At 73.3% G+C, this 21,673-nt stretch carries 23 protein-coding genes and 3 pseudogenes; 17 read left to right on the forward strand and 9 right to left on the reverse strand.

From position 1 onward, the window contains the following. Positions 1–25: 25 nt before the first annotated feature. Together BZZ08_RS18965 and BZZ08_RS18970 are read right to left on the reverse strand one after the other, a co-directional pair. Positions 26–682: a peptide deformylase gene (locus BZZ08_RS18965; protein WP_104633442.1), complete on the reverse strand. Its 657-nt coding sequence runs from the start codon at positions 680–682 to the stop codon at positions 26–28. Positions 683–766: 84 nt separating this feature from the next. After that, a complete protein-coding gene (locus BZZ08_RS18970) occupies positions 767–1,114 on the reverse strand; it encodes a tetratricopeptide repeat protein (RefSeq protein ID WP_104633443.1) in 348 nt (115 codons plus the stop codon). 147 nt (positions 1,115–1,261) lie between these two features. Between BZZ08_RS18970 and BZZ08_RS18975 the strand changes: the two genes are divergently transcribed. Continuing rightward, positions 1,262–2,227: a pirin family protein gene (locus BZZ08_RS18975; protein WP_104633444.1), complete on the forward strand. Its 966-nt coding sequence runs from the start codon at positions 1,262–1,264 to the stop codon at positions 2,225–2,227. Positions 2,228–2,329: 102 nt separating this feature from the next. Here BZZ08_RS18975 and BZZ08_RS18980 read toward each other — a convergent pair whose 3' ends face one another. Further along, entirely contained in the window at positions 2,330–3,268 is a 939-nt protein-coding gene (locus BZZ08_RS18980; protein ID WP_104633501.1) for a LysR family transcriptional regulator, read from the reverse strand. A gap of 73 nt (positions 3,269–3,341) precedes the next feature. Between BZZ08_RS18980 and BZZ08_RS18985 the strand changes: the two genes are divergently transcribed. Both BZZ08_RS18985 and BZZ08_RS18990 read left to right on the forward strand, forming a co-directional pair. Then, entirely contained in the window at positions 3,342–4,337 is a 996-nt protein-coding gene (locus BZZ08_RS18985) for an EamA family transporter (RefSeq protein ID WP_241965511.1), read from the forward strand. After that, the gene (locus BZZ08_RS18990; protein ID WP_104633446.1) at positions 4,291–5,706 is read left to right on the forward strand and encodes a purine-cytosine permease family protein; all 1,416 of its coding nucleotides are present in this window, start codon (positions 4,291–4,293) and stop codon (positions 5,704–5,706) included. The genes BZZ08_RS18985 and BZZ08_RS18990 overlap by 47 nt, the downstream gene beginning before the upstream one ends. Before the next feature lie 111 nt (positions 5,707–5,817). Here BZZ08_RS18990 and BZZ08_RS18995 read toward each other — a convergent pair. Further along, positions 5,818–6,714, reverse strand: a pseudogene (locus BZZ08_RS18995) (VOC family protein); the annotation flags it as partial. Between BZZ08_RS18995 and BZZ08_RS19000 the strand changes: the two are divergent. The 4 genes and pseudogenes from BZZ08_RS19000 to BZZ08_RS19015 form a co-directional block, all read left to right on the forward strand. After that, positions 6,690–6,863, forward strand: a pseudogene (locus tag BZZ08_RS19000) (MFS transporter); the annotation flags it as partial. The pseudogenes BZZ08_RS18995 and BZZ08_RS19000 overlap by 25 nt on opposite strands. A 34-nt stretch (positions 6,864–6,897) precedes the next feature. Further along, a pseudogene (locus tag BZZ08_RS39580) lies at positions 6,898–7,014 on the forward strand (XRE family transcriptional regulator); the annotation flags it as partial. A gap of 99 nt (positions 7,015–7,113) precedes the next feature. Continuing rightward, positions 7,114–7,824: a FadR/GntR family transcriptional regulator gene (locus BZZ08_RS19010; RefSeq protein WP_104633447.1), complete on the forward strand. Its 711-nt coding sequence runs from the start codon at positions 7,114–7,116 to the stop codon at positions 7,822–7,824. Beyond that, the gene (locus tag BZZ08_RS19015) at positions 7,821–9,071 is read left to right on the forward strand and encodes a CynX/NimT family MFS transporter (protein WP_104633448.1); all 1,251 of its coding nucleotides are present in this window, start codon (positions 7,821–7,823) and stop codon (positions 9,069–9,071) included. The genes BZZ08_RS19010 and BZZ08_RS19015 overlap by 4 nt, the downstream gene beginning before the upstream one ends. 73 nt (positions 9,072–9,144) lie before the next feature. Here BZZ08_RS19015 and BZZ08_RS19020 read toward each other — a convergent pair whose 3' ends face one another. Then, complete coding sequence (locus tag BZZ08_RS19020) at positions 9,145–9,546, reverse strand: hypothetical protein (protein ID WP_104633449.1); 402 nt, start codon at positions 9,544–9,546, stop codon at positions 9,145–9,147. A 239-nt stretch (positions 9,547–9,785) separates the two neighbouring features. Here BZZ08_RS19020 and BZZ08_RS19025 point away from each other — a divergent pair, with 239 nt between their 5' ends. Then, positions 9,786–10,418, forward strand: coding sequence for a bifunctional 4-hydroxy-2-oxoglutarate aldolase/2-dehydro-3-deoxy-phosphogluconate aldolase (locus BZZ08_RS19025; RefSeq protein ID WP_104633450.1), 633 nt, complete (start codon positions 9,786–9,788; stop codon positions 10,416–10,418). Continuing rightward, positions 10,415–11,476, forward strand: a complete 1,062-nt coding sequence (locus BZZ08_RS19030) for a sugar kinase (protein ID WP_104633451.1) — start codon at positions 10,415–10,417, stop codon at positions 11,474–11,476. The genes BZZ08_RS19025 and BZZ08_RS19030 overlap by 4 nt, the downstream gene beginning before the upstream one ends. On the opposite strand, the gene BZZ08_RS19035 is transcribed toward BZZ08_RS19030, so the two are convergent. Then, positions 11,458–12,129, reverse strand: coding sequence for a fascin domain-containing protein (locus BZZ08_RS19035; RefSeq protein WP_104633452.1), 672 nt, complete (start codon positions 12,127–12,129; stop codon positions 11,458–11,460). The genes BZZ08_RS19030 and BZZ08_RS19035 overlap by 19 nt on opposite strands. Before the next feature lie 339 nt (positions 12,130–12,468). Then, on the reverse strand, positions 12,469–12,894 hold the full coding sequence (locus BZZ08_RS19040; protein ID WP_104633453.1) for a hypothetical protein: 426 nt from the start codon (positions 12,892–12,894) through the stop codon (positions 12,469–12,471). 190 nt (positions 12,895–13,084) lie between these two features. Between BZZ08_RS19040 and BZZ08_RS19045 the strand changes: the two genes are divergently transcribed. From BZZ08_RS19045 to BZZ08_RS19055, 3 genes are all read left to right on the forward strand, one after another. Next, on the forward strand, positions 13,085–13,657 hold the full coding sequence (locus BZZ08_RS19045; protein ID WP_104633502.1) for a DUF2269 domain-containing protein: 573 nt from the start codon (positions 13,085–13,087) through the stop codon (positions 13,655–13,657). 9 nt (positions 13,658–13,666) lie between these two features. Then, positions 13,667–14,668 (forward strand): NADPH:quinone reductase, encoded by a 1,002-nt coding sequence (locus BZZ08_RS19050; protein WP_104633454.1) that lies wholly within the window; start codon positions 13,667–13,669, stop codon positions 14,666–14,668. A gap of 86 nt (positions 14,669–14,754) precedes the next feature. Further along, positions 14,755–15,207 carry a VOC family protein gene (locus BZZ08_RS19055; protein ID WP_198601569.1) on the forward strand — a complete coding sequence of 151 codons (453 nt, stop codon included), beginning with the start codon at positions 14,755–14,757 and terminating at the stop codon, positions 15,205–15,207. A 30-nt stretch (positions 15,208–15,237) separates the two neighbouring features. On the opposite strand, the gene BZZ08_RS19060 is transcribed toward BZZ08_RS19055, so the two are convergent. Next, the gene (locus BZZ08_RS19060) at positions 15,238–16,038 is read right to left on the reverse strand and encodes a thioesterase family protein (RefSeq protein WP_104633455.1); all 801 of its coding nucleotides are present in this window, start codon (positions 16,036–16,038) and stop codon (positions 15,238–15,240) included. Between the two features lie 180 nt (positions 16,039–16,218). On the opposite strand from BZZ08_RS19060, the gene BZZ08_RS19065 reads away from it, so the two are divergent. From BZZ08_RS19065 to BZZ08_RS19075, 3 genes are read left to right on the forward strand one after another with little or no spacing between them, the layout of a single operon-like run. Continuing rightward, complete coding sequence (locus BZZ08_RS19065) at positions 16,219–16,455, forward strand: DUF2945 domain-containing protein (protein WP_104633456.1); 237 nt, start codon at positions 16,219–16,221, stop codon at positions 16,453–16,455. Positions 16,456–16,469: 14 nt separating this feature from the next. Next, complete coding sequence (locus BZZ08_RS19070) at positions 16,470–16,811, forward strand: DUF3140 domain-containing protein (RefSeq protein ID WP_104633457.1); 342 nt, start codon at positions 16,470–16,472, stop codon at positions 16,809–16,811. Beyond that, complete coding sequence (locus BZZ08_RS19075; protein ID WP_104633458.1) at positions 16,804–17,241, forward strand: hypothetical protein; 438 nt, start codon at positions 16,804–16,806, stop codon at positions 17,239–17,241. The genes BZZ08_RS19070 and BZZ08_RS19075 overlap by 8 nt, the downstream gene beginning before the upstream one ends. A 21-nt stretch (positions 17,242–17,262) precedes the next feature. On the opposite strand, the gene BZZ08_RS19080 is transcribed toward BZZ08_RS19075, so the two are convergent. Continuing rightward, the gene (locus BZZ08_RS19080) at positions 17,263–18,825 is read right to left on the reverse strand and encodes an SDR family oxidoreductase (RefSeq protein WP_104633459.1); all 1,563 of its coding nucleotides are present in this window, start codon (positions 18,823–18,825) and stop codon (positions 17,263–17,265) included. A 104-nt stretch (positions 18,826–18,929) separates the two neighbouring features. Here BZZ08_RS19080 and BZZ08_RS19085 point away from each other — a divergent pair, with 104 nt between their 5' ends. Both BZZ08_RS19085 and BZZ08_RS19090 read left to right on the forward strand, forming a co-directional pair. Further along, entirely contained in the window at positions 18,930–19,436 is a 507-nt protein-coding gene (locus BZZ08_RS19085; RefSeq protein WP_104633460.1) for a MarR family winged helix-turn-helix transcriptional regulator, read from the forward strand. A 140-nt stretch (positions 19,437–19,576) separates the two neighbouring features. Further along, positions 19,577–21,670, forward strand: coding sequence for an MMPL family transporter (locus BZZ08_RS19090; RefSeq protein ID WP_104633461.1), 2,094 nt, complete (start codon positions 19,577–19,579; stop codon positions 21,668–21,670). Positions 21,671–21,673 lie beyond the last annotated feature (3 nt).

Raw genomic sequence — 21,673 nt, forward strand, 5'->3', positions numbered from 1 at the left:
CGAAAAAGCGGACCCGGCGGGCCGGTCAGGCCGCCGGGTCCGGCAGCTCGAAGCCCAGCGCCGACGCCGCCCGCTCCGGCGTCGGCTGGGACCAGAGGTCCGCCATCGCGGCGTTCGAGGCCAGCGAGCGCGGCTCGGCCCGGTCCAGGTAGAGGGTGCCGTCGAGGTGATCGGTCTCGTGCTGCACGATCCGGGCCGGCCAGCCCGCGAACACCTCGTCCACCGCCCGCCCGTGCTCGTCCCGCCCCCGCAGCCGCACCTCGGCGGGGCGCGCCACCACCGCCTGCCAGCCCGGCACGCTCAGACAGCCCTCGAAGAACGCGGCCCGCCCGGCGCCCACCGGTTCGTACGAGGGGTTGACCAGCACCCGGAACGGCTGCGGCACCCGCCCCCGCGCCACCCGCACCTCCTCAGGCACCGGCGCCGGGTCCTCGATCACCGCGACCCTCAGCCCCACCCCGACCTGCGGCGCGGCCAGCCCGACGCCCGGCGCCGCGTGCATGGTCAGCCGCAGCGCCTCGACGAACCGCTCGAAGAGCGCGGGCGCCAACTGCCCGTCGTACGGCTCGGCCGCGCGCCGCAGCACCGGGTCCCCGGCCGCGACGATCGGCAACGGGCCGCCGACGGCGAGCAGTTCCTCGACCCGCTCGGCAAGCGGGGCACGATCACTCGGAGTTCCCATCGCGGTTCCCATCGCGCCAGGATGCCACGCACGGAGCTCGCGCTCAGGGGCAGCGCTCAGAGTTCGCGCGCTGAGAGTTCGCGTTCACAGTTCGGCGAAGTCGCCCGCGAGGGCCGAGGCGATCCGCAGCTGGGCGTCGGCCTCCTCCTGCCGCCCCTGCCGTTCCAGGGTGCGGCCCAGCATCAGCCGGGCGTACTGCTCGACGGGATCGCGCTCGACGACGTTCCGCAGCTCGGCCTCCGCCCGCCGCAGCTGGGCCGAGTGGTAGTAGGAACGCGCCAGCAGCAGCCGCGGGCCGGTCTGCTCGGGCACCTCCGCGACCAGTCCGTCCAGGACGCGTGCCGCGGCGGCGTAGTCCTTGGCGTCGAAGAACATCCGCGCCCGCTCCCAGCGCTCCGCCGGCGTTCCGTGGTCGTAGTACGTCATGTCCACTGAGACCTCCTTCGGCCCCTGCAACCACGGCACACGGTTGAACATTCCACTACTGGTGGAGGCGTGCGTGGCGGTGCCGTCCCCCGCCACGGTGACGGCCCGCGGTCCGTCTGACGCGAAGGGCCCGCCGGGTCTAGGTTGGGCGGCATGAGCAACCTTGATCGCGAGGCCGTACCCAGTCTCTGCGGCGGCCGCGGCTTCGTGGTGACGGAGCCCGTACGGGAACTTCTCAGCCCTCGCCACGTCAAGCTGGGCGAGTCCACCGAGGTCCGCCGACTGCTGCCCAACCTGGGCCGGCGGATGGTCGGCGCCTGGTGCTTCGTCGACCACTACGGCCCCGACGACATCGCCGACGAGCCCGGCATGCAGGTGCCGCCGCACCCCCACATGGGCCTGCAGACGGTGAGCTGGCTGCACGAGGGCGAGGTGCTGCACCGCGACTCCACCGGCAGCCTGCAGACCATCCGCCCGCGCCAGCTGGGCCTGATGACCTCCGGCCGCGCGATCAGCCACTCGGAGGAGAGCCCGCGGCCGCACGCCCGCCTCCTGCACGGCGCGCAGCTGTGGGTGGCCCTCCCGGACGCCCACCGCCACACCGACCCCCGCTTCGAGTTCCACGCGGAGCTGCCCCGGGTCACGGCCCCGGGCCTGTCGGCCACCGTGCTCCTCGGCACCCTCGACACCGCCACCTCGCCCGGCACCACGTACACGCCCCTCGTCGGCGCCGACTTGACCCTCACCGGCGGCACGGACGTACGCCTGCCGCTGGAACGGGACTTCGAGTACGCCGTCCTGGCCATGAGCGGCGAGGCCCACGTCGACGGCGTGCCCCTGGTGCCGGGCTCGATGCTCTACCTCGGCTGCGGACGCGACGAGTTGCCCCTGCGCGCCGACTCGGACGCGGGCCTGATGCTCCTGGGCGGCGAGCCGTTCGAGGAGGAGCTGATCATGTTCTGGAACTGGATCGGACGGTCGCAGGACGAGATCGTACAGGCCCGCCGGGACTGGATGGAAGGGACGCGGTTCGGGGAGGTCAAGGGGTACGACGGGGGTCCGCTGGCCGCCCCCGAGCTGCCGGCCGTCCCGCTGAAGCCTCGTGGCAGAGTCCGTTGAGTGGAACCGCGCTGGCCGATCCCTGTCGTCCAGCAGAGGCACTTCGCACAGGTCAAAGCTCTCTTCGCTGGTGCCACGGACACCGAAGCGGCCTTGTCCGCCTCAGAGGTCGCTCCGGGCCGGACGGCTGTTCGGCGTCTGCCTCATAGCAGAGGCCGTGTTGCGCAGCGCCTCCAGTCCGGCCTTGACGAGGGGATGGCCAGTGCTGCCGCGTCGGACGGCGGTCAGCAACTGCCGCACCGGAGCCGGTTCACCTACCAGGGGGACCCGGGTAACTGCGTGCTGGGGCAGTGGCACGGCCCTTGGCATGAGGCAGACGCCGAGCCCTTCCGCGACGAGTGCGGAGACTGCGTACCACTCTTTGACCTGGTGGACGATGCGGGGGGTGAAGCCGGCAGCCGCACATGCCGCTATCACCAGCGGGTAGGTGTCGTTCTTGTTCTTCTTCACGATCCAGGCTTGATCGGCCGCTTCTGCGAGGCGGGCCCCTCCGGGCCGGGCGAGCCGGTGGCCTTCGGCGACCAAGAGGTCCTGGCGGTCGGTCGTCAACGGTGCTTGTTCGAGGCGGGCGTCGGTGACGGGTGGCGCGTCCGGGCCGGGGAGCACCAGGGCCACGTCCGCCTCGTCGGCGAGCAACAGCCGGTAGCACTCAGCGCTCTCCTCCTCGTTGATCAGTGGCTCCACCAGCGGGTGCGTCTTGCGCAGTTCGGCGACGGCTGGGGCTGCGAACGCGGCCAGCGCGGAGGACACCCCGCACAAGCGCAGCGTTCCCCGGAGAGCCACGCTCTGTTGAGCGAGTTCCGCCTGGGCCTCCTCCCACTGCATCCGCAAGATGTCGGCGTGCCGGAGCACGATGTGTGCGGCCGGCGTGAGCCGCACTCGCCGTCCCTCTGGTCGCAGCAGTTCCACCTCCAGATCACGGGCCAGCAGGCGCAGCTGCTGGGAGACGGCCGAGGGGGTCAGGTGCAGGGCGGCCGCGGCGGCGGTCACTGTTCCGTGCTCGGCGAGTGTCCGCAGAACGTGCAGCCGGTGGTCAATCATGTAGGCCAACCTAAACGATTACCTCCATAAACATCTGCTGGACGCGGATGATTGCAGCGTCAAGCCTGGAACCATGACGAAACTTCCCGCTCCCGCTCTGATGCTGGGGAGCGTGCTGAGCATCCAGTTCGGGCAGGCCATCGGCAAACAACTTTCCGGTACGGTCGGCGCGCCGGGAGTCGTGGCCCTGCGTCTCGGGCTGGCCGCGATGCTCCTGCTGCTTCTGTACCGCCCTTCGCTGCCGCGCAGCCGTACGGACACGGGACTGATACTCGGCTTCGGCACAGCCATCGCGGGGATGAACTTGGTCTATCCCGCGTTGACCCTCCTGCCTCTGGGACTGGCCAGCGCGCTGCAACTCCTCGGGCCGATCACCCTCGCGCTGTTCACCTCCCGCCGCCCCCGCGACGCGGGCTGCGCCGTCCTGGCCGGAGGCGGCGTGTGGCTCTTTTACGCTCCGCACGGCGCGCACTTCCCGCTCGGCGGCGTGCTTCTCGCCCTGGCCTCAGGAGTCTCTATGGCCGCCTACCTGCTGCTGAGCAAGACAGTGGGGGCCAGGAGTACCGGAGGAGACTCCCTGGCCCTGGCTTTGGCCTGGGCGGCAGTGCTGACGGTGCCGCTGGGGGTGATGGAGCAAGGGACGCACCTGCTAGCCCCCCAAGTGCTGCTGGCCGGGACTGTGGTGGCGGTGCTCTCGGCCGTGCTCCCGTACTCGCTGGAGTTGGCGTCGCTGCGGCGACTGCCGACGAGAACGGTGGGCGTGCTGGCCAGCCTTGAGCCGGCGAGCGCGGGTCTCGCGGGAGTGCTGGTCCTCAACGAACACCTGGGAATGTCGCAATGGGCGGCCCTGGCGTGTGTGGGCACGGCGAGCGCCGGGACGGTGGTCCGAGGCGAGAAGAAGCGGATCAGCGGTAAGGCATTGACAACCTATTCACGCATCCTATTCAGTCGTCTTGTCTCCGCATACTCCCATACAGCAAGTGGCCGAACACCGCCGAACACCGCCGGACAAGAGGCTCCCCATGACCCAACTCGTCGAGTTGCGCTCGATCGACGTCGTCCCCGATGACGAACGGCACGGCAGCGCCTTTTCCCAGTTCACCCTGTGGCTGGGCGCCAACCTGCACATCACGGCCGTCGTCACGGGCGCCCTGGCGGTAGTCTTCGGCGGGGACGTCGTCTGGTCGCTGGCCGGGCTGCTGCTGGGCAACCTGCTCGGTGGCACGGTCATGGCCCTGCACTCCGCGCAGGGTCCGAAGCTGGGCCTGCCGCAGATGATCCAGTCCCGGGCCCAGTTCGGGGTGCGCGGCGCGGTCGTACCGCTGCTGCTCGTGGTGGTCATGTACGTCGGCTTCTTCGCCAGCGGCACGGTGCTGGCCGGGCAGGCGGTCGGCGAGCTGACGCACACCGACGACACCACCGGCATCATCGCCTTCGCACTGGTCACCGGCGTCATGGCGACCGTCGGCTACCGGATCATCCACGCCCTGGGCCGCATCGCGAGCGTCGTCTGCGCCCTCGCCTTCGTCTACCTGGGCGTCCGGCTGCTGGACCGCGCCGACCTCGGCGCGCTGCTCGGTGACGCACACTTCTCGCCGCCGATGTTCCTGCTGGCGATATCGCTGTCGGCCTCCTGGCAGCTGGCGTTCGGCCCGTACGTGGCGGACTATTCCCGCTACCTGCCGCGCACGACGTCCACGCGGGCGACGTTCTGGTGGACGCTGTCAGGCTCGGCGCTCGGTTCGCAGTGGTCGATGGCGTTCGGGGTGCTGGCCGCGGCGACGGCGGGCGAGGCGTTCCTGGACAGCCAGGTGGGCTATGTGGTGGGGCTGGGCGGCACGGGCCTGATGGCGTCGTTCCTCTACTTCGTGATCGCGCTCGGCAAACTGACCGTCAACGTCCTCAACACCTACGGCGGCTTCATGTCGCTCGTCACCGGCGTCACCGGCTTCCGGGAACGGCAGGTGCTCTCGCGGCGGGGACGGACGGCGTACATCGCGCTGATCATGGTGGCGGGGACGGTGGTCGCGCTGGCCGGCAAGGACAGCTTCCTCACCTCGTTCAAGGACTTTCTGCTCTTCCTGCTGACCTTCTTCACCCCGTGGTCGGCGATCAACCTGGTCGACTACTACCTGATCTCCAAGGAGCACTACGACATCCCGGCACTGTTCGACGCGAGCGGCCGGTACGGGGCCTGGCGCTGGGACGCGCTGACGGTGTACGCGGTGGGTCTGCTGGCGCAACTGCCGTTCCTGGTGACCGGCTTCTACACCGGTCCGCTGGTGGCGCCGCTGGGTGGGGCGGACGTGTCGTGGATCGTGGGGCTGGTGGTGCCCGCGCTGCTGTACTGGTGGCTGGCCCGGCGCACCCCGGGTCCCGGAGACCCCACCCCGAAGACGGGGGCGGTCCCCAGCGCGGCGGGCACCCGCGCTCCGTAGCGGAACCGCATGACCGACCTGGGCGATGGTGGCTGGAGGCGACTCGGCCGGCTTCTCGAGCCACACCGGCTTCCCACCGCGCCCTCGCCCGATGCGGCGCGACGAGCCGCATCAGCCCCCGGTGAACCCGCGCACCGTGTGCTGCGCGGCCAGCCGCACGGGGGCGTTGGCCGCGCCGTAGCCGCGGTAGCCGCCGTCGCGCTGGACGACTTCGAAGAAGACCCGGCCGACGGTGAGCGTGTAGCAGTGCCGGAAGGTGCCGTGCGCGTCGCGGTCGTAGAGGATGCCCAGCTCCCGGTACGTCTCCAGCTCGCCGTCGGCGAACTCGTGGCGTGCCGCGAGGTCGTCGTAGTAGTTGGCCGGGATCGGCAGCAGCTCTCCACCGGCGGCACGGTGGTCGCGTGCGGCGGCGACCACGTCGTCGGTGGCCAGCGCGATGTGCTGGGCGTGCGCCGTGTCGTCGACGGGGGCCGCGCCGACGGCCAGGACGATCCGGACGGCGCCGTCGTCGGTGGAGACGGCGCGACTGCGCAGCAGCCCGTAGGGGTCGGCGACGTCCACGCTCCCCTGGGAGCGCAGCCCGAGGACGGCTCGGTGGAAGAGAGCCGCCTCGTCGAACTGGTGCCAGGGCTGGGTCAGGGAGAGGTGGTCGATGCGCAGGCCACCGTCGTTTTCGGCGTCGGGACCGGCGCCCCCGACGTTCTCGAAGTCCGCGCGCCAGTCGGGCAGTCCGGGGCGCTCGGTGGCGCAGAAGAACAGCTCCGTGCCGTCGGGTGCCGCGACCGCCTCCAACAGGGCGTCGCCGTGGGCGCGGCGGCGTGGCAGTACCGGGGCGAGCAGGGTCTCGGCGCGGCGGGCCGCGCCGGCGGGGTCGGGGGACTCGAGGCCGATGGCGGCCAGCCGGGTGCCGTCGCGGCGCTCGGCGGGACCGGTGTTGACCAGTACGCGGGCGTCGCCCCGCTGCCACAGGTCGACGGGCTTGCGGCCCGGACGGCGACGACTGGTTCGCGGTGGCGCTCTTCACGGCGGCGCTGTGCGTACCGCCGGTGATCGCCGCGTTCTCGGCCCGCGAGACCCATACGGTGCCGACGGAGGAACTGGGCGAGGGTGTCCGCCGGAAGGGCGCACGGCCGGAGCCGGAGACGGTGCGGGCCTGACACCCCGGGCCGGACTCCTTCCCGAAGCACCGCCGTCGAGGCCGGAGGGACCGCCACCTTCGACGGCGGCGCCTCCCACACCTACCGCGGCGCGGGCACCGGAACCTGCCGTCTGATCATGACCGTGCACCTCCCGCCCGGCCCCGGCTCCGTGCTGACCTGCGCGGCAGGGCGGGTGGTGCCGGAGGCGAGGAGTGGCGCTTCACGGAGTGTGATGTTCAAACGTCTGATGTTTGTGTAGGATGCGGTCATGAAACGCATCAGTGCACCGCGGCGGGCGGCCAGCCTGTCCGCCCAGCTCGTGGACAGTCTCCGAGCCCACATCGAGGCGGGGGGCTGGCCGGTGGGGACGCGGATCCCGCCGGAGCAGGTCCTCATGGAGGAACTCGGAGTCGGACGCAGCACGCTGCGGGAGGCGATCGGTGCCCTGGTGCACCTGGGGCTGCTGGAACCCCGGGCGGGGGACGGCACCTACGTCCGTTCCTCCAGCGAGCTCCAGTCGGTCATGGTGCGGCGGGCGAGTTCCGTGCAGCGGGACAAGGTGCTGGAGCTGCGGACCGTTCTGGAGGAGTACGCCTCCGGAGCCGCGGCCCTGCGCCGGAGCGAGGAGCAGCTGCGGCAGCTGCGGGAGCTGGTCGCCGACGCCGACGCGGCCAACGCGGGTGAGGACACGGCCGCGGCCACGAGCGTCGACGCGCTGTTCCACCGGGCCGTGGTCCGGGCGAGCGGGAACGACCTGCTGATGGAGGTGTACGACCACCTCGGTACGGCACTCACGTCGTCCCTGGGCGGTCTGCCCTGGGACGCCGCCCTCGCCGAGGACCACGCCCGCCTGCACCGGCGGCTCGTCGACGCGATCGAGGCCCGGGACGCGGGCGGCGCCCGTACCGCGGCGGCCGCGATCGTCCGGCTCACCCGCGACCAGGAGAACGACGCGTCACGAGCGGTGGAGGAACAGTGAGTCCGCAGTCGCCTTCGGCATCCCGTCAGCGCTCCGCCTCCGGGTCACCGGTCGCCGACCGCGCCGGCACCGCCGGGCCCACCGTGTCGGTCGGGCTCGTCATCGCCATCTGCCTGGTGGCGGCCAACCTGCGCACCACGCTCACCGGTGTCGGCGCGCTGCTGCCGGAGATCGAGCGCGGCAGCGGCCTGACGTCGAGCTGGGGAGGGCTGCTGAGTACCCTCCCGCTGCTGACGTTCGCCGCGACCTCGCCCCTGGTGGCCCGGGCCTCCCACCGGTGGGGCAGCGCCCGCCTGCTGGTGGCGGCGCTCGGTGTGCTGGCCGTCGGCACGGTGGTCCGCTCCCTCCCCTCGGTGATCTGCCTCTTCGCCGGAACGGTGATCCTCTCCGCGGCCATCGCCTTCGGCAACGTGCTGCTGCCCGCCCTGATCAGACGCAATGTGCCCGCGCACCGCATCCAGGGCGTCAGTGCTCTCTACGTGACGGTCATGGGCCTCATGGCCGCGGTCTCCTCCGGAATCTCCGCGCCGCTGGCCCACAGCGTGCCGGGCTCCTGGCACACCGCGCTGGCCTGGGGCGTCGCCTTCACCGTCGCGGCGTTCCTCGCCTGGCTGCCCCGGATGCGCGGTGACAAGCCGCAGGCGTCGACCGGCGGAACCCACAGCCCCGTGCCCTGGCGGTCGCGGGTCGCCTGGCAGGTCACCTTCTTCATGGGCCTGCAGTCCCTGGCCTTCTACACCGCCGTCGCGTGGCTGCCCAGCATCCTGATCGACCGCGGCACGAGCAGCACCACGGCCGGATGGATGCTGTTCTACTACCAGGTGGTGTCGCTGGCCGCCAGCAGTCTCCTGCCCCTGCTCACCCGGGGCCGGCACGACCAGCGCTGGATCGCGGCCGGGGCCTCGGTCCTGGTGGCGGCCGGGTTCACCGTACTGGTCGCCGCCCCCGCGCTGGCCGTCCCGGCGTGCACCCTGCTCGGACTCGGCGGCGGCGCGTGCCTCGTCCTCGCGCTGAGCTTCCAGAGCCAGCGCGCGGGCAGCTCCGGCGAAGCCGCCGCGCTGGCCGGCATGGCACAGTCCATCGGCTACCTCGTGGCGGCGGCCGGGCCCCTTCTCCTCGGCATCCTGCACGACACCACCCGCAGTTGGACCCTGCCGCTCACCGTCCTGGCCGTCCTCGGGATCGCCACCGCGGTCGCCGGGCACGGCGCGGGGCAGGACCGCCACATAGGCCGGGCCTCGCGCTGAGACCACGTGGTCGCACGGCCGACCGGCCCGGCGGTGAGCCGGCCCGGTCGGCCGTGTTCTGGTTTCGCGGTGGTCAGTGGTGGCCGTGCGGCCGCAGCCACTGCGGCCGATGGGCGGCGGGGCGGCGGTGTCCGGCCGGCTCGTCCGCGGTGTCCGTGCTGCCGCCCGGACCCTCCAGGCGGCCGGCCATCGCGTCACGCTCGGCGGTGGCCCGCCTGGCGGTCTCCCGCTCCGTGCGGCGCTTCTTGCCGCGGTGGCGCGCCAGTACCGTCCCGGCCATGAGCATCCACATGCCCAGGCCGAAGATCAGGGTCAGGGCGATGCCGCCGAGAAACGCCCCGAGCGTACTGATCGTGAATGGCTCGCTCCCCAGCAGCGTCACGGTGTAGTCCGGACCGCCGGACAGGTTGTACGCGATCAGCAGGCCCGCGAAGGCGGCGGCGCCCGCCATGAGCAGGAGGCCCAGCACCAGCATGTCTCTCACCTCGTCGCACGTGGATGTCCTCCGTCCGGGTCACCATCAGAAATGGGGCAAAACACGCAACTTGGATGTCCTGGGTGACGCCTGTCGACGGGATGCGGACAGCCGTCGCACCGCCTCCCGCACCGCCCGGCCTCCGGCGAGGCGCGGCGGCGTTCTACCCTGGCCGCCGGGTGCCGCCGTGTGCGGGCCGACGCCTATGACCCCTGATGCCCGAAGTAGGAGACCCGCCTGTGGATCTGCGAGCCGCCCTGGAAGCCCACCGCCTCGTCGCCATCGTGCGCGGCGGCGACGCCGACGCCGCGCTGCGCACCGTGCTGACGCTGGCCGAGGAAGGCGTGGAGCTCATCGAGGTGTCGCTGACCGGCAGGGACGCCCTCCTGGTCATCGAGCGCGCCAGAGCGGCCCTCGGGCCCGACCGCCCGCTGGGCGCCGGCACGGTGCTCACCGCCGACGACGCCGTGGCCGCCCACCGCGCCGGCGCCGGCTTCGCGGTCACCCCGGGGCTGGGGGAGGGCGTCACGGCGGCCCGGGAGAGGGGCATGCCCGTCCTGGCCGGCGTCATGACACCCACCGACGTCATCACGGCGCGCTCCCTCGGCGCCACCGCGCTGAAGATCTTCCCGGCGGCCCAGGCGGGCGGACCGGCCTACGTGAAGGCCCTGCGCGGACCCTTCCCGCACGAGGCCCTCGTGCCCGTCGGCGGCGTCGACGAGGCGGCGGCCCGCGCTCACCTCGCGGCCGGCGCCACCGCGGTCGGGGTCGGTTCCCCGCTGATCGGCGACGCCGCCGACGGAGGCAGCCTGGACGGTCTCCGTGCCCGCGCCCGCGCCTTCCGCGCCGCCGTGCGGGAGGCCCGGCCGTGACCGGCGCACGGCCCGTGCCGGACAGGGACGGCGACACCGCCGCACCCGGGCGCGAGAACACCGACGCCGATCCGGACCCGAGCCCCTGGCGGCCGCCGCGGGGACCGGTGGTGTGCCTGGGGGAGACCATGGCGGCCATGGCCCCGGCTCCGTCGCACTCACTGGACGACACCGGGTCCCTGTGCCTCTCGGTGGCGGGCGCGGAGTCGAACGTGGCCATGTACCTCGCGGACCTGGGCGTGCCCGTCTCCTGGCTCTCCGCGGTCGGTGACGACGCGCTCGGCCGGAGGGTGCGCTCGGTCGTCGCGCGGGCGGGCGTGGACGTCTCGGGCGTGCGTACCGACCCGACGCGGCCGACCGGCCTGCTCCTGAAGGACCCGGGCGCCACGGGGACCCGCGTGCACTACTACCGCACCGGCTCGGCGGCCTCGGCCCTCGGCCCCGGTCTGCTGGACGACGCCCGGATCGGCGGGGCCGCCCTGGTCCACCTGACCGGGGTGACGCCCGCCCTGTCCCCGTCCTGCCGCGCCCTGGTGGAACGGGCCCTGCACACCCCGCCGGAGCGACGCGCCCACGCCGTCAGCTTCGACGTCAACCACCGCCCCGCACTGTGGCCCCCGGACACGGCCGCCACGGTGCTGCGGGAGCTGGCCGACCGCGCCGACATCGTCTTCGTCGGACTGGACGAGGCCCAGGGTCTGTGGGGCGCCGACCTGCGCGCGACGGACGTCCGCCGGCTGCTGAGCCGCCCGCGCGTCCTCGTCGTCAAGGACGGCGGGCGAGGTGCCACCGCGTTCACCGGGCACGGCGTGTGCACCGTGCCCGCTCTGGCCACCGAGGTCGTGGAGCCGGTCGGCGCGGGCGACGCCTTCGCCGCCGGGTTCCTCGCCGGACTGTGCGGCGGCAGGGATCTCACCAGGGCCCTGCGGCTGGGTCACCTCACGGCCGCGTCCGCGCTGAAGGTCGTCGGGGACCACGGACCCCTGCCCGGCGAGGACACCATCGAGGCGATGATGGCCCTCGCCGAGCAGGACTGGTGTCAGGCGCCGATGTCGTAGAGCGCGAACTCCTCCCACGAGCCCGTCACCTCGGTGGAGCGGGCGCGCAGCGCGTACTGGAGCGAACCGGTGTAGCCGTTCTCCATGGCGACGAAGAGCCCGTTGAGCGTGGACTGCAGCGCCCAGCGGTCCAGGGTCTCGTTGTAGTAGAGGACGAACCGCTCCCAGCCGCCCACGCTGGTGGAACGGGCGCGCAGGACGTTCTGCGCGCTGCCGGTGTAGTTCTTCTCCACCGCCACGTAGCGGTTGTTGGCCAGGGAGCGCAGCGCGTAGGTCCCGGTGGCCTCGTCCCACTCGAAGGCGTAGCTCTCCCAGGAGCCGCCGAACTCGGTCGAACGGGCCCGCTGGAGACCGGTGTTCGGCTCGGCGTAGTTCTTCTCGGTGGCCACGAAACGGTCGTTGCGGGCCGACTGCACGGCCAGCAGCTCGGGCTCCGCGGCCGCGGCGGCGGTGTCCCCGGCGGCGAGCGGGGCCCGCCGGGCGTCCTTCTCCCCGGTGATCCGCGCCAGGGCGGTCGCGTCCACCGCCTCCCAGCCGGCCGGAGCGGCGGCGGGCCCGTCGGCGCGCGGGGCGGCGACGGCGGTGGGAACGGTCAGCGCGGACGCCGCGAGCAGGGCGCTCAGGGACAGCAGGACGGAGGTCGTACGTCGCACGGTAATTCCTCGGCTTTCGTCATACGGATACCGGGGCGGCGGGACGAGAATCCCGCGGGGAAAGGGCACCCAGACATGACGGCGTCACCCCCGAATTTCTCCGCACCCCCCAAAGGCCGCCGTCGGCACCCCTCCCCGGGTACGTCGGCAGCCGCCGCGCCGAACTCGGCGAAGCGGTTTCAGCATAGTGATGTTGAAGTCCGAACCGGTACTGTCACGCCCTCAATTCGGCGATCTCGGACCGGAATTGGACAGTATTACGGATTCCGTGGTCCGCCGTTAATTCCCCGGCAACTCGCCGTTACCCCGGCGGCCGGGGCGCCGGCCGGCCCGGTGCGGTCAACGCGACCTGCTGGTGGCTCCGTCCACGACGAATCCGACCCCGATGCCGAGCATCCAGGTGTCCTTCGCCAGGGCCGTTCCCTCCTGCGTCGGGCGCAGGCTGCCCTCCTCGCGCATTCCCGGGGTGCGCAGATAAAGTCCCACCAGTCCCGCCGAGAACGCGGTCAGGCCGATGCCCGCCAGAGCCGTCGGTACGACCGGCAGGAGCAGCGCCGTGCCGAGCGCGATCTCACCGGCGGAGAGCAGCCGGACGAATGTCGAGGGCCGCAGTCTGCCGAGGAACGGATAGGTGTTCTTCGCCATTCCGTGCATCATGGCGGCGGCCTGCTCGTCGGCTCCGCGCTTGGCGAGGCCGGAGTTGAGAATGAAAGCCCCGGTGGCCAGTCGCGGGGCGACATGCCTGAGCTCGACGGGCAGACGCATGGGGACTCCTAGCGGCGTTTCCTCGAAGACACGCTCAGGCTAGGGCGCCCCCGTTCCCCGCGCAGCGCGGACGTCCGGGAGCTGCTCCGATCGGGTCATGGCGACCCCCGGCGCGTACGCCCGGCTCAGTACGGGCGGTTACTCCCGCCGCGGGACGCCTCGGCGGCCGCCGACCGGCAGCGTGGGCGGGGTGAAACTCAGCCGCCCCGCACGCAGGGCCTCCCTCGTCGTCCACGTCGTCGCCTCCGCCGCCTGGCTCGGGCTCACCGTCGGGCTGCTGGCGCTCGGCGTCACCGCGGCCACCGGCGCCTCCCCGGTGGCGGTGGAGGCCGCCGTCCGGTGCATGAAGCTGTTCGCCGACTGGCTGCTGCTCCCCCTCGCCCTGCTCACCCTGGCGAGCGGTCTGGTGCTGGCCCTGGGCACACCGTGGGGCCTGGCCCGGCACCGGTGGGTGTACACGAAGTTCTGGCTGACCCTGGGCACCACCGTCGCCACGTTCTTCGCGCTGCGCCCCGGGGTGAACTCGGCGGTCGCCGCCGTGGCCGCCGGAGGGCCGCTGCCCGACGCGGGGGACGTGCTCTTCGGGCCGGTGGTCTCCCTGTCCGCCTACGTCTTCATGACCCTGCTCTCGGTCCTCAAGCCCTGGGGACTCACCCGGCGCGGTCGCCGGCTGCGCGACCACCGTGCCGGTGGACGGCGAACGCGAGCCGACGAGCCGGCGGGGCGGCGGCGCTCCGCTGCGTCGCCGTCGGGCGGTTCGTAGCATGGGATCATGAACGGCTCAGTCCCCGACACGATGCGGGCGGCGTACATCGACGCCGTCGGACCGGCCGGCGCCATCCGCCACGGGGAACTCCCCGTGCCGCCCGTGGGCCCCACGGACGTGCTCGTGCGGGTGACGGCCGTCGCCGCCGACCCCGTGGACACCTTCGTACGGTCCGGCGCGTACGCCACACCGCTGCCGCTGCCCTTCGTCGTCGGCCGCGACCTGGTGGGCGAGGTCGCCGTGGCCGGGCCGGGCGCCGCGGGTTTCACGGCCGGGCAGCGGGTGTGGTGCAACAGCCTGGGCCACGCGGGCCGGCAGGGTTCCTTCGCCCAGTACGCGACGGTCGCCGCCGAACGCCTCTACGCGGCGCCGCCCGGCATCGACGCGGAACACCTCGTGGCGGCCGCCCACCCGGCCGCCTCCGCCTGGCTCGCGCTGTTCCGGCACGGGCGGCTGCGGGCGGGGGAGACCGTCTACGTCGGGGGCGGCGCCGGGAACGTGGGCGGCGCCGCCGTCGCCCTGGCCGCCCGGGCCGGGGCCCGGGTGATCGCCACGGCGCGTGCGGAGGACGCCGAGGAGGTGCGGGGCCTGGGCGCCGCCGAGGTCCTCGACCACCGCGCCCCCGGCCTCGACGCGCGCGTGCGCCGGGCCGCCCCCGACGGCTACGACGTGCACCTGGACACCTCCGGCCACGGGGTGCTCGCCGACGCCGTGGAGTCGCTGGCCCGGGGCGGACGGCTCGTGGCGATGGTGGGCCTCGGCACCGGCCCCGCCGCCCTGCCCGTGAGCCGGCTCTACACCAGGGACGCGAGCATCGTGGGCTTCGCCATCAGCAACGCCACGACCGCCGACCTCGCCGAGGCGGCCCGGGGCGTCGTGGACGTCCTCACGGACACCCCGTGGCGTCCGCGCGTCGCCGACCGGCTGCCGCTGTCGATGACGGCCGAGGCCCACCGCAGACTGGAGGCCGGGGACGTGCGGGGGCGTCTGGTCCTCACCCCTTCTTGATCGTCTTTCCGGACCGGCGGGCCCGGTCCATGATGGACACGAGGGGGAGATCCGCACCGCCCGCCACAGGAACGTGGGGTCCAGGAATGCGCCGTGAAGACCTGCCGGCCCCGGAGTCGGGGCTGCTGCTCACCCACTTCCTCACCGTGGCCGACGTGCCGCGCTCGCGTGCCTTCTACTCCGAGGTGCTCGGCGGCGAGGTCGTGCTCGCCGAGAACCCGTGCATCGTCAAGCTCGCGAACAGCTGGATCATCATGAATCCGGGCGGGGGACCGACGCCGGACAAACCCGACGTCACCCTGCGTCCGCCGGACGACCCCGGGACGGCGACGAGCTTCCTCAACATCCGGGTGGCCGACATCGAGCGCTGCCACCGCGAGTGGACCGCGCTCGGCGCCGAGTTCCTCACCCCGCCGATCGACCGCAAGGCCGAGCTGCGGTGCTACCTGCGCGACCCCGACGGCTACCTGATCGAGGTCGGCCAGGCCACCGGGCTGCTGGAGGGCATCCTCGCCGACCCGCCCGCGGGCCGGGGCTGACGCGCCCGGCGGGTCCGGCAGGGCCGCCGCTCAGGGCTGCGGACGGACGGTCAGCAGCTGCTGGGCGTGGCCCACGGGGCCGTCCAGATCGTGCAGCACGGTGCTGGTGACGCCCTGACCGGTGGGCCCGAAGACGACGGTGGTGTCCAGGCCGGTCCAGCGGCCCCGCGGCGCGCGGTGCAGGTGCAGGGTCAGATCCACGTTCGGGAACATCCACTCCCGCGGCGACTGCCGCACCGCGATGCCGTTGGCCGTGTCGACCAGCGCGACGTACGAGGCCAGCGGGCTCGCGCTCTCCCCGGCGACCAGGTCGAGGCCGGTGGAGATCCAGGCGGTGGTGCGACCCGGCCGGGGCGGGGCGAGCGGACGTACGTCCAGGGAGGCGATGTACCCGCCGGGCCACTCGGAGTCCATCGGCCAGCGGGCGAGCGTGTCCGGTCCGGTGAGCCGGTCGGCACCGCCACCGGCGACGGCGCCGGTGTCCCCGTCCGCCAGCAGCCACGCCCTGGCCCGCGCCACCGACCGGTCCGCTGTCAGCACGGTCGCCTCGACCAGCTCGATGGTGCGTCCGGGCCGGACGGTCTCCACCCGTATCTCGCACTCGTCCAGCGCCGGGCGGCCCAGGATGTCGAAGCTGATCCGGCTCAGCGACATCCCCGCACCGGCACGGCCCGCCAGATGGCGGTCGACGGCGTGGACGATGAGACCCCCGAGCGGGCTGAAGTGCTGTTCGTCCGGGCTCCACGCGCCTCCCGCGTGCGGGGTCGGCTTGTAGCGGTGCTCGTCGACGCGCTCGTAGTAGCTGTCCGGGGACGCTGTGCTGGTGTTCAACGGGCTGCTCCTGGAACGACGGCGGTGACGAGGACGACGGCGGGCCAGGACGGCGCCGCCGGGGCCGCGACCAGGATAGTTCGGCGGCGGATCACCCCTTTGCCCGAGTGGGGCGCCCCCGGCTGGGCACCCTGACCGTCCAGGAAGCCGAAGGCGGCGCGCAGGCGAAGGAGTACCGCGATGGCCGAGAACCGCGACGACGGCGAGCGCCTGAGGAAGGGCGACAGGGTCAGCTGGAGCAGCCACGGCTCCCGCACCGAGGGCGAGGTGGAGAAGAAGATCACCAAGCGCACCGAGGCGGCCGGCCGCACCGTGGACGCCTCCTCGGAGGACCCGCAGTACCAGGTGCGCAGCGACAAGTCGGGCAGGCCGGCGGTGCACAAGCCGTCCGCGCTGAAGAAGCTGAAGAAGAAGTGAGGAAGTGAGGCGTCATGGACGGCGACGAGCAGGACGAGACCCGGGACGCCTTCCACGACCTGGTGAACATGACACCGGCCGAACTGGACCGGTGGCTCGACACCGACGAGTCGCGGGACGCCGGGCACCACCAGGACGGGGGCGAGTCCGTCGGGCACGCGTCCGGCCGCCGGATCGTCGAGATCCTGCACAAGAACAAGGGCGACCTCTCGGACGACGACTACGAGCACATGCGCAAGGTCGTCGGCTACGTCCGCCGGCACCTGGCCCAGCGCCCGTCGGGCGACGTGGAGGACACCCGGTGGCGGCACTCGCTCATGAACTGGGGCCACGACCCCCTGGCACGCCATGGATGACGACGACTCGCACCGCCGCCCCGAGGGCGTCAGCGACGAGACGGTCGAGGCCCTCGGGTCCCTGTCCAAGGCGCTGGAGACCACCGAGTGCGCCCGGGGCCACCTGTTCGCCTTCCACCAGCACACCGGTGCGGCGGACTTCGAACTCGACCGCGCGGTCGAGCTGCTGCGTGCCGGGGGGCACCCGGAGCTGGCGGAGCGCGTGCGCACCGAGATCCTGGGCCGCAACGTCATCCCCGGCCACTGGACGTTCCAGATCGTCGACGCCTACGACCGGACGTACTACCAGCCGTTCCGGGACCTGGAGCGGGAGGCGGTGGCGCGCCTGGCCGCGGGCCGCCGCCACCTGTACGAGGCGGAGCTGAAGGAGGTCCGCCGGACCCGGAACCACCCGGACCACACATCCCGCCCGGACCGCCCCCGCGCCTGACGGTCGGCCCGCCGCACGGTTTCAGCAGCCCGGGCCGTCGCGCCCCTGGTCGCACGGCCGGGGGGCGCGGGCGGCGGCGCGGGCGATGTTGCGGGCCATGCCGCCGAAGACCACGGCGTGGAAGGGCCACACGCTCCACCAGTACGCCTGGCCCGCCAGCCCGTGCGGATGGAACAGCGCCCGCTGCCGGTACCGCGTCCGCCCGGCGTCGTCGGTCTCGGCGTACATCTCCAGCCAGGCGAGCCCCGGCAGCCGCATCTCGGCGCGCAGCCGCAGCAGCCGCCCGGGGACGATCTCCTCCACCCGCCAGAAGTCGAGCGAGTCCCCGACCCGCAGCCGCGCGGCGTCCCGTCGCCCCCGGCGCAGGCCCACCCCGCCGACCAGCCGGTCGAGCCGGCCCCGTACCGCCCAGGCCAGGGGGAAGGAGTACCAGCCGTTGTCGCCGCCGATGCCCTCGATCACCCGCCACAGCGCCTCGGGCGGCGCGTCGACGATCAGCGCGCGGTGGTCGGTGTAGAGGCTGCCGCCGGCCCAGTCCGGGTCGGTGGGCAGCGGGTCGCTGGGTGCCCCCGGCACGGACGCGGAAGACCAGCGGGTGGTGACCCGCGCCTCGCGCACCCGGCGCAGCGCCAGCCGCACCGCGTCGTCGAAGCCGAGCGGGCAGCCCGGCGGCGGCGGGACGTACCGGACGATGTCGTTCTCGCCGCACACCACCTCGTGCCGCAGCGACTCGGTGAGCGGGCGCGCGATGGCCGCCGGGACCGGCGTCACCAGCCCGACCCAGTGGCTGGACAGCCCGGGGGACAGCATCGGCACCGGCAGGATCAGCCGCCTGGGCAGCTCGGCGACCTCGGCGTAGCGCACCATCATGTCCCGGTAGGTGAGGACGTCGGGGCCGCCGATGTCGAACGCCCGGGAGACCTCGTCCGGCATGGTCGCGCTGCCGACCAGGGCGCGCAGCACGTCCCGGACGGCGACCGGCTGGATGCGGGTGCGGACCCAGCTGGGCGTGACCATCACCGGCAGCCGCTCGGTGAGGTAGCGCAGCATCTCGAAGGAGGCCGACCCGGAGCCGATGACGACCGCCGCGCGCAGCACGGTCGTGGGCACGCCCGAGGCCAGCAGGATGCGGCCGACCTCGGCGCGGGAGCGCAGGTGCGGCGACAGTTCCCCCTCCGGCACCCCGGACGGGGTCAGGCCGCCCAGGTAGACGATGCGCCGCACGCCGGCCGCCGCGGCCCGTTCGGCGAAGGTGCGTGCCGCCCGCCGGTCGGTCGCCTCGAAGTCACCGCCGGTGCCGAGCGCGTGCACCAGGTAGTAGGCGACGTCGACGCCCTGCATCGCCCGTGCCACCGAGTCGGCGTCGGTCACGTCCCCGCGCACCACCTCGGCCCTTCCCGCCCACGGATGGTCGCGCAGCTTGTGCGGGGAGCGGGCCAGGCACCGCACCCGGTGTCCGGCGTCGAGCAGTTCCGGCACGAGCCGGCCCCCGACATATCCCGTCGCACCGGTGACCAGGCAGCGCGGGCCCGCTCCACCGCCCTCGCCGCTCGTCCGGCCGGGTCCTTCGGCTGCCTGGCTCATGTGGCTCCGTCGCTCGCGGGACAGTCGTCACCGTGACCCCTTCCCCCGCATGTGCCGCGGCGGACGCGTCCCGGCCCAGGTCGACCCTTCTATACGCTGATCGCGTGGCGACAGCGAACCAGCGCGGACAGCACGCGCACGAGCGGGGGACCGGCCCCGGCCCCGAGGCGGGCGACCTGCACGTCCTCGCCGCACAACTGCGGCGGATGAACGGCGAGATCAACCGCCTCGTGCACGGTTTCGCCGGCGGCCACGGCCTGCATGCCACCGACGTCCAGGCGCTCGCCGCGATCCTGGACGCGTCCGAGCCCATGACGCCGGGGCGGCTGCGCGAGCACCTGGGGCTGACCTCGGGCGCGGTGACGGCCTGCGTGGACCGGCTGGAGCGCGCGGGTCACGTGCGCCGGGTCCGGGAGAGCGCCGACCGCCGGGTCGTGCACCTGCGCTACGTACCCGAGGCCCGGGAAGCGGCCCGGAGGTACTTCCGTCCGCTGGCCGAGGCCGCCGCCGCCACCCGCTCGCGCTTCGACGACGACGAACTCGCGGTCGTGGTCCGCTTCCTGACGGCGATGAACGCGGAGCTGGGCCTCCTGCGGTCGGACGAGCGCTGAGCCTCCCGGCGGTTCCGCATACGAGGAGTGACCCGGGGTACACGCGGTGTGTCATGACGGCCGAAAGTAACTCGATCATTGAGATTGTTTATGATCGAGTCACTTTCCCACCGCCCCGCAGAGCTGGAGACCCGACACCGATGTCCACCCCCTCCCGGCGGGCCCGCCGGCTCGTCCCCGCCGTCCTCCTCCTGGTCTGGCTCGGCATCGGCGGAGCGCTCGGGCCGTACGCCGGAAAGCTGGGCGAGGTCGCGACCAACGACCGGGCCGCCTTCCTGCCCCGCAGTGCGGAGTCCACCCGGGTCATCGACGCCCAGAAGGCCTTCCAGCAGGACGAGACGCTCCCGGTGATCGTCGTGTGGACCGCCGACGGCGGCGGCTCCGTCACCGGCCACCGGGCCGAGGCCACCCGCTCCGTCGCCTTGCTGGAGGGCGAGCCCGGTGTCGTCGGACGGGCGTCGCCCGCGCTGCCCTCCGACGACGGCGAGGCCCTCCAGGCCGTCGTCCAGGTCGAGCCCGACCTCGGCGACGCGCTGCCCGACGTCCTGGAGCGGGTCGGCGACGCGGCCGGGCGGGTACCGGGCACGCAGGCCCGGCTGGCCGGTCCCGCGGCCTCCCAGGCCGACCTCTCCGACGCCTTCTCGGGCATCGACGGACTGCTCCTCGGGGTCGCGCTGATCACCGTCCTGGTGATCCTGCTGCTGGTCTACCGCAGCGTCCTGCTGCCCCTGGTCATCATCCTGGGCGCGGTCTTCGCCCTCGGCCTGGCCTGCGCGATCGTCTACGCGCTCGCCGAGCGGGACGTGGTACGCGTGGACGGGCAGGTCCAGGGGATCCTCTCCATCCTGGTCATCGGCGCCGCCACCGACTACGCCCTGCTGCTCACCGCCCGCTTCCGCGAGGAACTCGCCCGGCACCCGGACCGCTTCGCCGCCGTGCGCGCCGCCCTGCGGGCCTCCTGGGGGGCGGTGGTGGCCAGCGCGGCGACCGTGGCCCTCGCGCTGCTGGCCCTGCTGCTCAGCGACCTGACCAACAACCGCGCGCTCGGGCCGGTCGGCGCCATCGGCATCGGCTGCGCCGTACTGAGCACGCTCACCTTCCTGCCGGCCGTCCTGGTGCTGCTCGGCCGGGCCGCCTACTGGCCGGCCAGGCCCGTACGGACCGGTGACCCGGAGGCCGGGCACCGGCTGTGGCACCGGGTCGCGGAACGGGTGGACCGGGCCCCGCGCCGCATCTGGGCGGTCTCCCTGGCCGCGCTGCTCGCCTGTGCCGCCTTCGCGCCGACCCTGTCCTCCAAGGGCGTACCGCTGGACGAGATCTTCGTGAACGACACCCCGTCGGTCGCCGCGCAGCAGACGCTGGCACGGCACTTCCCCGGCGGTTCCGGCAACCCCGCCGTCATCATCGCCGAGGCCGACCGGCTGGCCCCGGTCCTCGCGGCCGCCCGCGCCACCCCCGGCGTCGCCTCGGCGGACCCGGTCACCGCGTCGGGCCGTCCCGGCGGCGGCGGACCGAAGGTGGTCGACGGGCGGGTACGCGTCGACGCGACGCTCCGGGCGCCGGCCGACAGCGACGCCGCCAAGAACGCGGTGGCCCGGCTCAGGACGGCCGTCCACGACGTCCCCGGCGCGGACGCCCTCGTCGGGGGCTACACCGCCCAGCAGTACGACACCCAGCGCACCGCCGAGCACGACCGGACGCTCATCGTGCCGGTGGTCCTCGCCATCATCCTGGTCATCCTGATCGCCCTGCTGCGCTCCCTGCTGATGCCGGTGCTGCTGGTGGCGACGGTGGCACTGAACTTCGTGGCCACCCTGGGCGTCTCCGCGCTGGTCTTCACCCACGTGTTCGGCTTCAGCGGCACGGACGCCTCCGTCCCGCTCTACGGCTTCGTCTTCCTGGTCGCCCTCGGCGTGGACTACAACATCTTCCTCATGTCCCGGGTCCGGCAGGAGGCGCTGCGCCACGGGGTGCGGGAGGGCATCCTGCGCGGGCTGACCGCCACCGGCGGCGTGATCACCTCGGCCGGGGTCGTCCTCGCCGCCACCTTCGCCGCGCTCGGGGTGATCCCGCTCGCCTTCCTGGTGCAGATCGCCTTCATCGTGGCCTTCGGCGTGCTGCTGGACACGCTGGTGGTGCGCTCGCTGCTGGTCCCGGCGCTCGCCCGCGACCTCGGCGCCGTCGCCTGGTGGCCCGGACGGCCGGGGCACCGGGACCGGGCGGGGCAGGGGTGATCC

Origin of the sequence: Streptomyces sp. MH60, assembly GCF_002939385.1 — a bacterium.
GTDB lineage: Bacteria > Actinomycetota > Actinomycetes > Streptomycetales > Streptomycetaceae > Streptomyces.

What these genes read in the sequence shown, in the direction of transcription:
- BZZ08_RS18965 (WP_104633442.1), bottom strand. Translation starts at nt 682, where the DNA reads ATGGGAACTCCGAGTGATCGTGCCCCGCTTGCCGAGCGGGTCGAGGAA.
- BZZ08_RS18975 (WP_104633444.1), top strand. Translation starts at nt 1,262, where the DNA reads ATGAGCAACCTTGATCGCGAGGCCGTACCCAGTCTCTGCGGCGGCCGC.
- BZZ08_RS18980 (WP_104633501.1), bottom strand. Translation starts at nt 3,268, where the DNA reads ATGATTGACCACCGGCTGCACGTTCTGCGGACACTCGCCGAGCACGGA.
- BZZ08_RS18985 (WP_241965511.1), top strand. Translation starts at nt 3,342, where the DNA reads ATGACGAAACTTCCCGCTCCCGCTCTGATGCTGGGGAGCGTGCTGAGC.
- BZZ08_RS18990 (WP_104633446.1), top strand. Translation starts at nt 4,291, where the DNA reads ATGACCCAACTCGTCGAGTTGCGCTCGATCGACGTCGTCCCCGATGAC.
- BZZ08_RS19010 (WP_104633447.1), top strand. Translation starts at nt 7,114, where the DNA reads ATGAAACGCATCAGTGCACCGCGGCGGGCGGCCAGCCTGTCCGCCCAG.
- BZZ08_RS19020 (WP_104633449.1), bottom strand. Translation starts at nt 9,546, where the DNA reads ATGCTGGTGCTGGGCCTCCTGCTCATGGCGGGCGCCGCCGCCTTCGCG.
- BZZ08_RS19040 (WP_104633453.1), bottom strand. Translation starts at nt 12,894, where the DNA reads ATGCGTCTGCCCGTCGAGCTCAGGCATGTCGCCCCGCGACTGGCCACC.
- BZZ08_RS19050 (WP_104633454.1), top strand. Translation starts at nt 13,667, where the DNA reads ATGAACGGCTCAGTCCCCGACACGATGCGGGCGGCGTACATCGACGCC.
- BZZ08_RS19055 (WP_198601569.1), top strand. Translation starts at nt 14,755, where the DNA reads ATGCGCCGTGAAGACCTGCCGGCCCCGGAGTCGGGGCTGCTGCTCACC.
- BZZ08_RS19065 (WP_104633456.1), top strand. Translation starts at nt 16,219, where the DNA reads ATGGCCGAGAACCGCGACGACGGCGAGCGCCTGAGGAAGGGCGACAGG.
- BZZ08_RS19070 (WP_104633457.1), top strand. Translation starts at nt 16,470, where the DNA reads ATGGACGGCGACGAGCAGGACGAGACCCGGGACGCCTTCCACGACCTG.
- BZZ08_RS19075 (WP_104633458.1), top strand. Translation starts at nt 16,804, where the DNA reads ATGGATGACGACGACTCGCACCGCCGCCCCGAGGGCGTCAGCGACGAG.
- BZZ08_RS19080 (WP_104633459.1), bottom strand. Translation starts at nt 18,825, where the DNA reads ATGAGCCAGGCAGCCGAAGGACCCGGCCGGACGAGCGGCGAGGGCGGT.
- BZZ08_RS19090 (WP_104633461.1), top strand. Translation starts at nt 19,577, where the DNA reads ATGTCCACCCCCTCCCGGCGGGCCCGCCGGCTCGTCCCCGCCGTCCTC.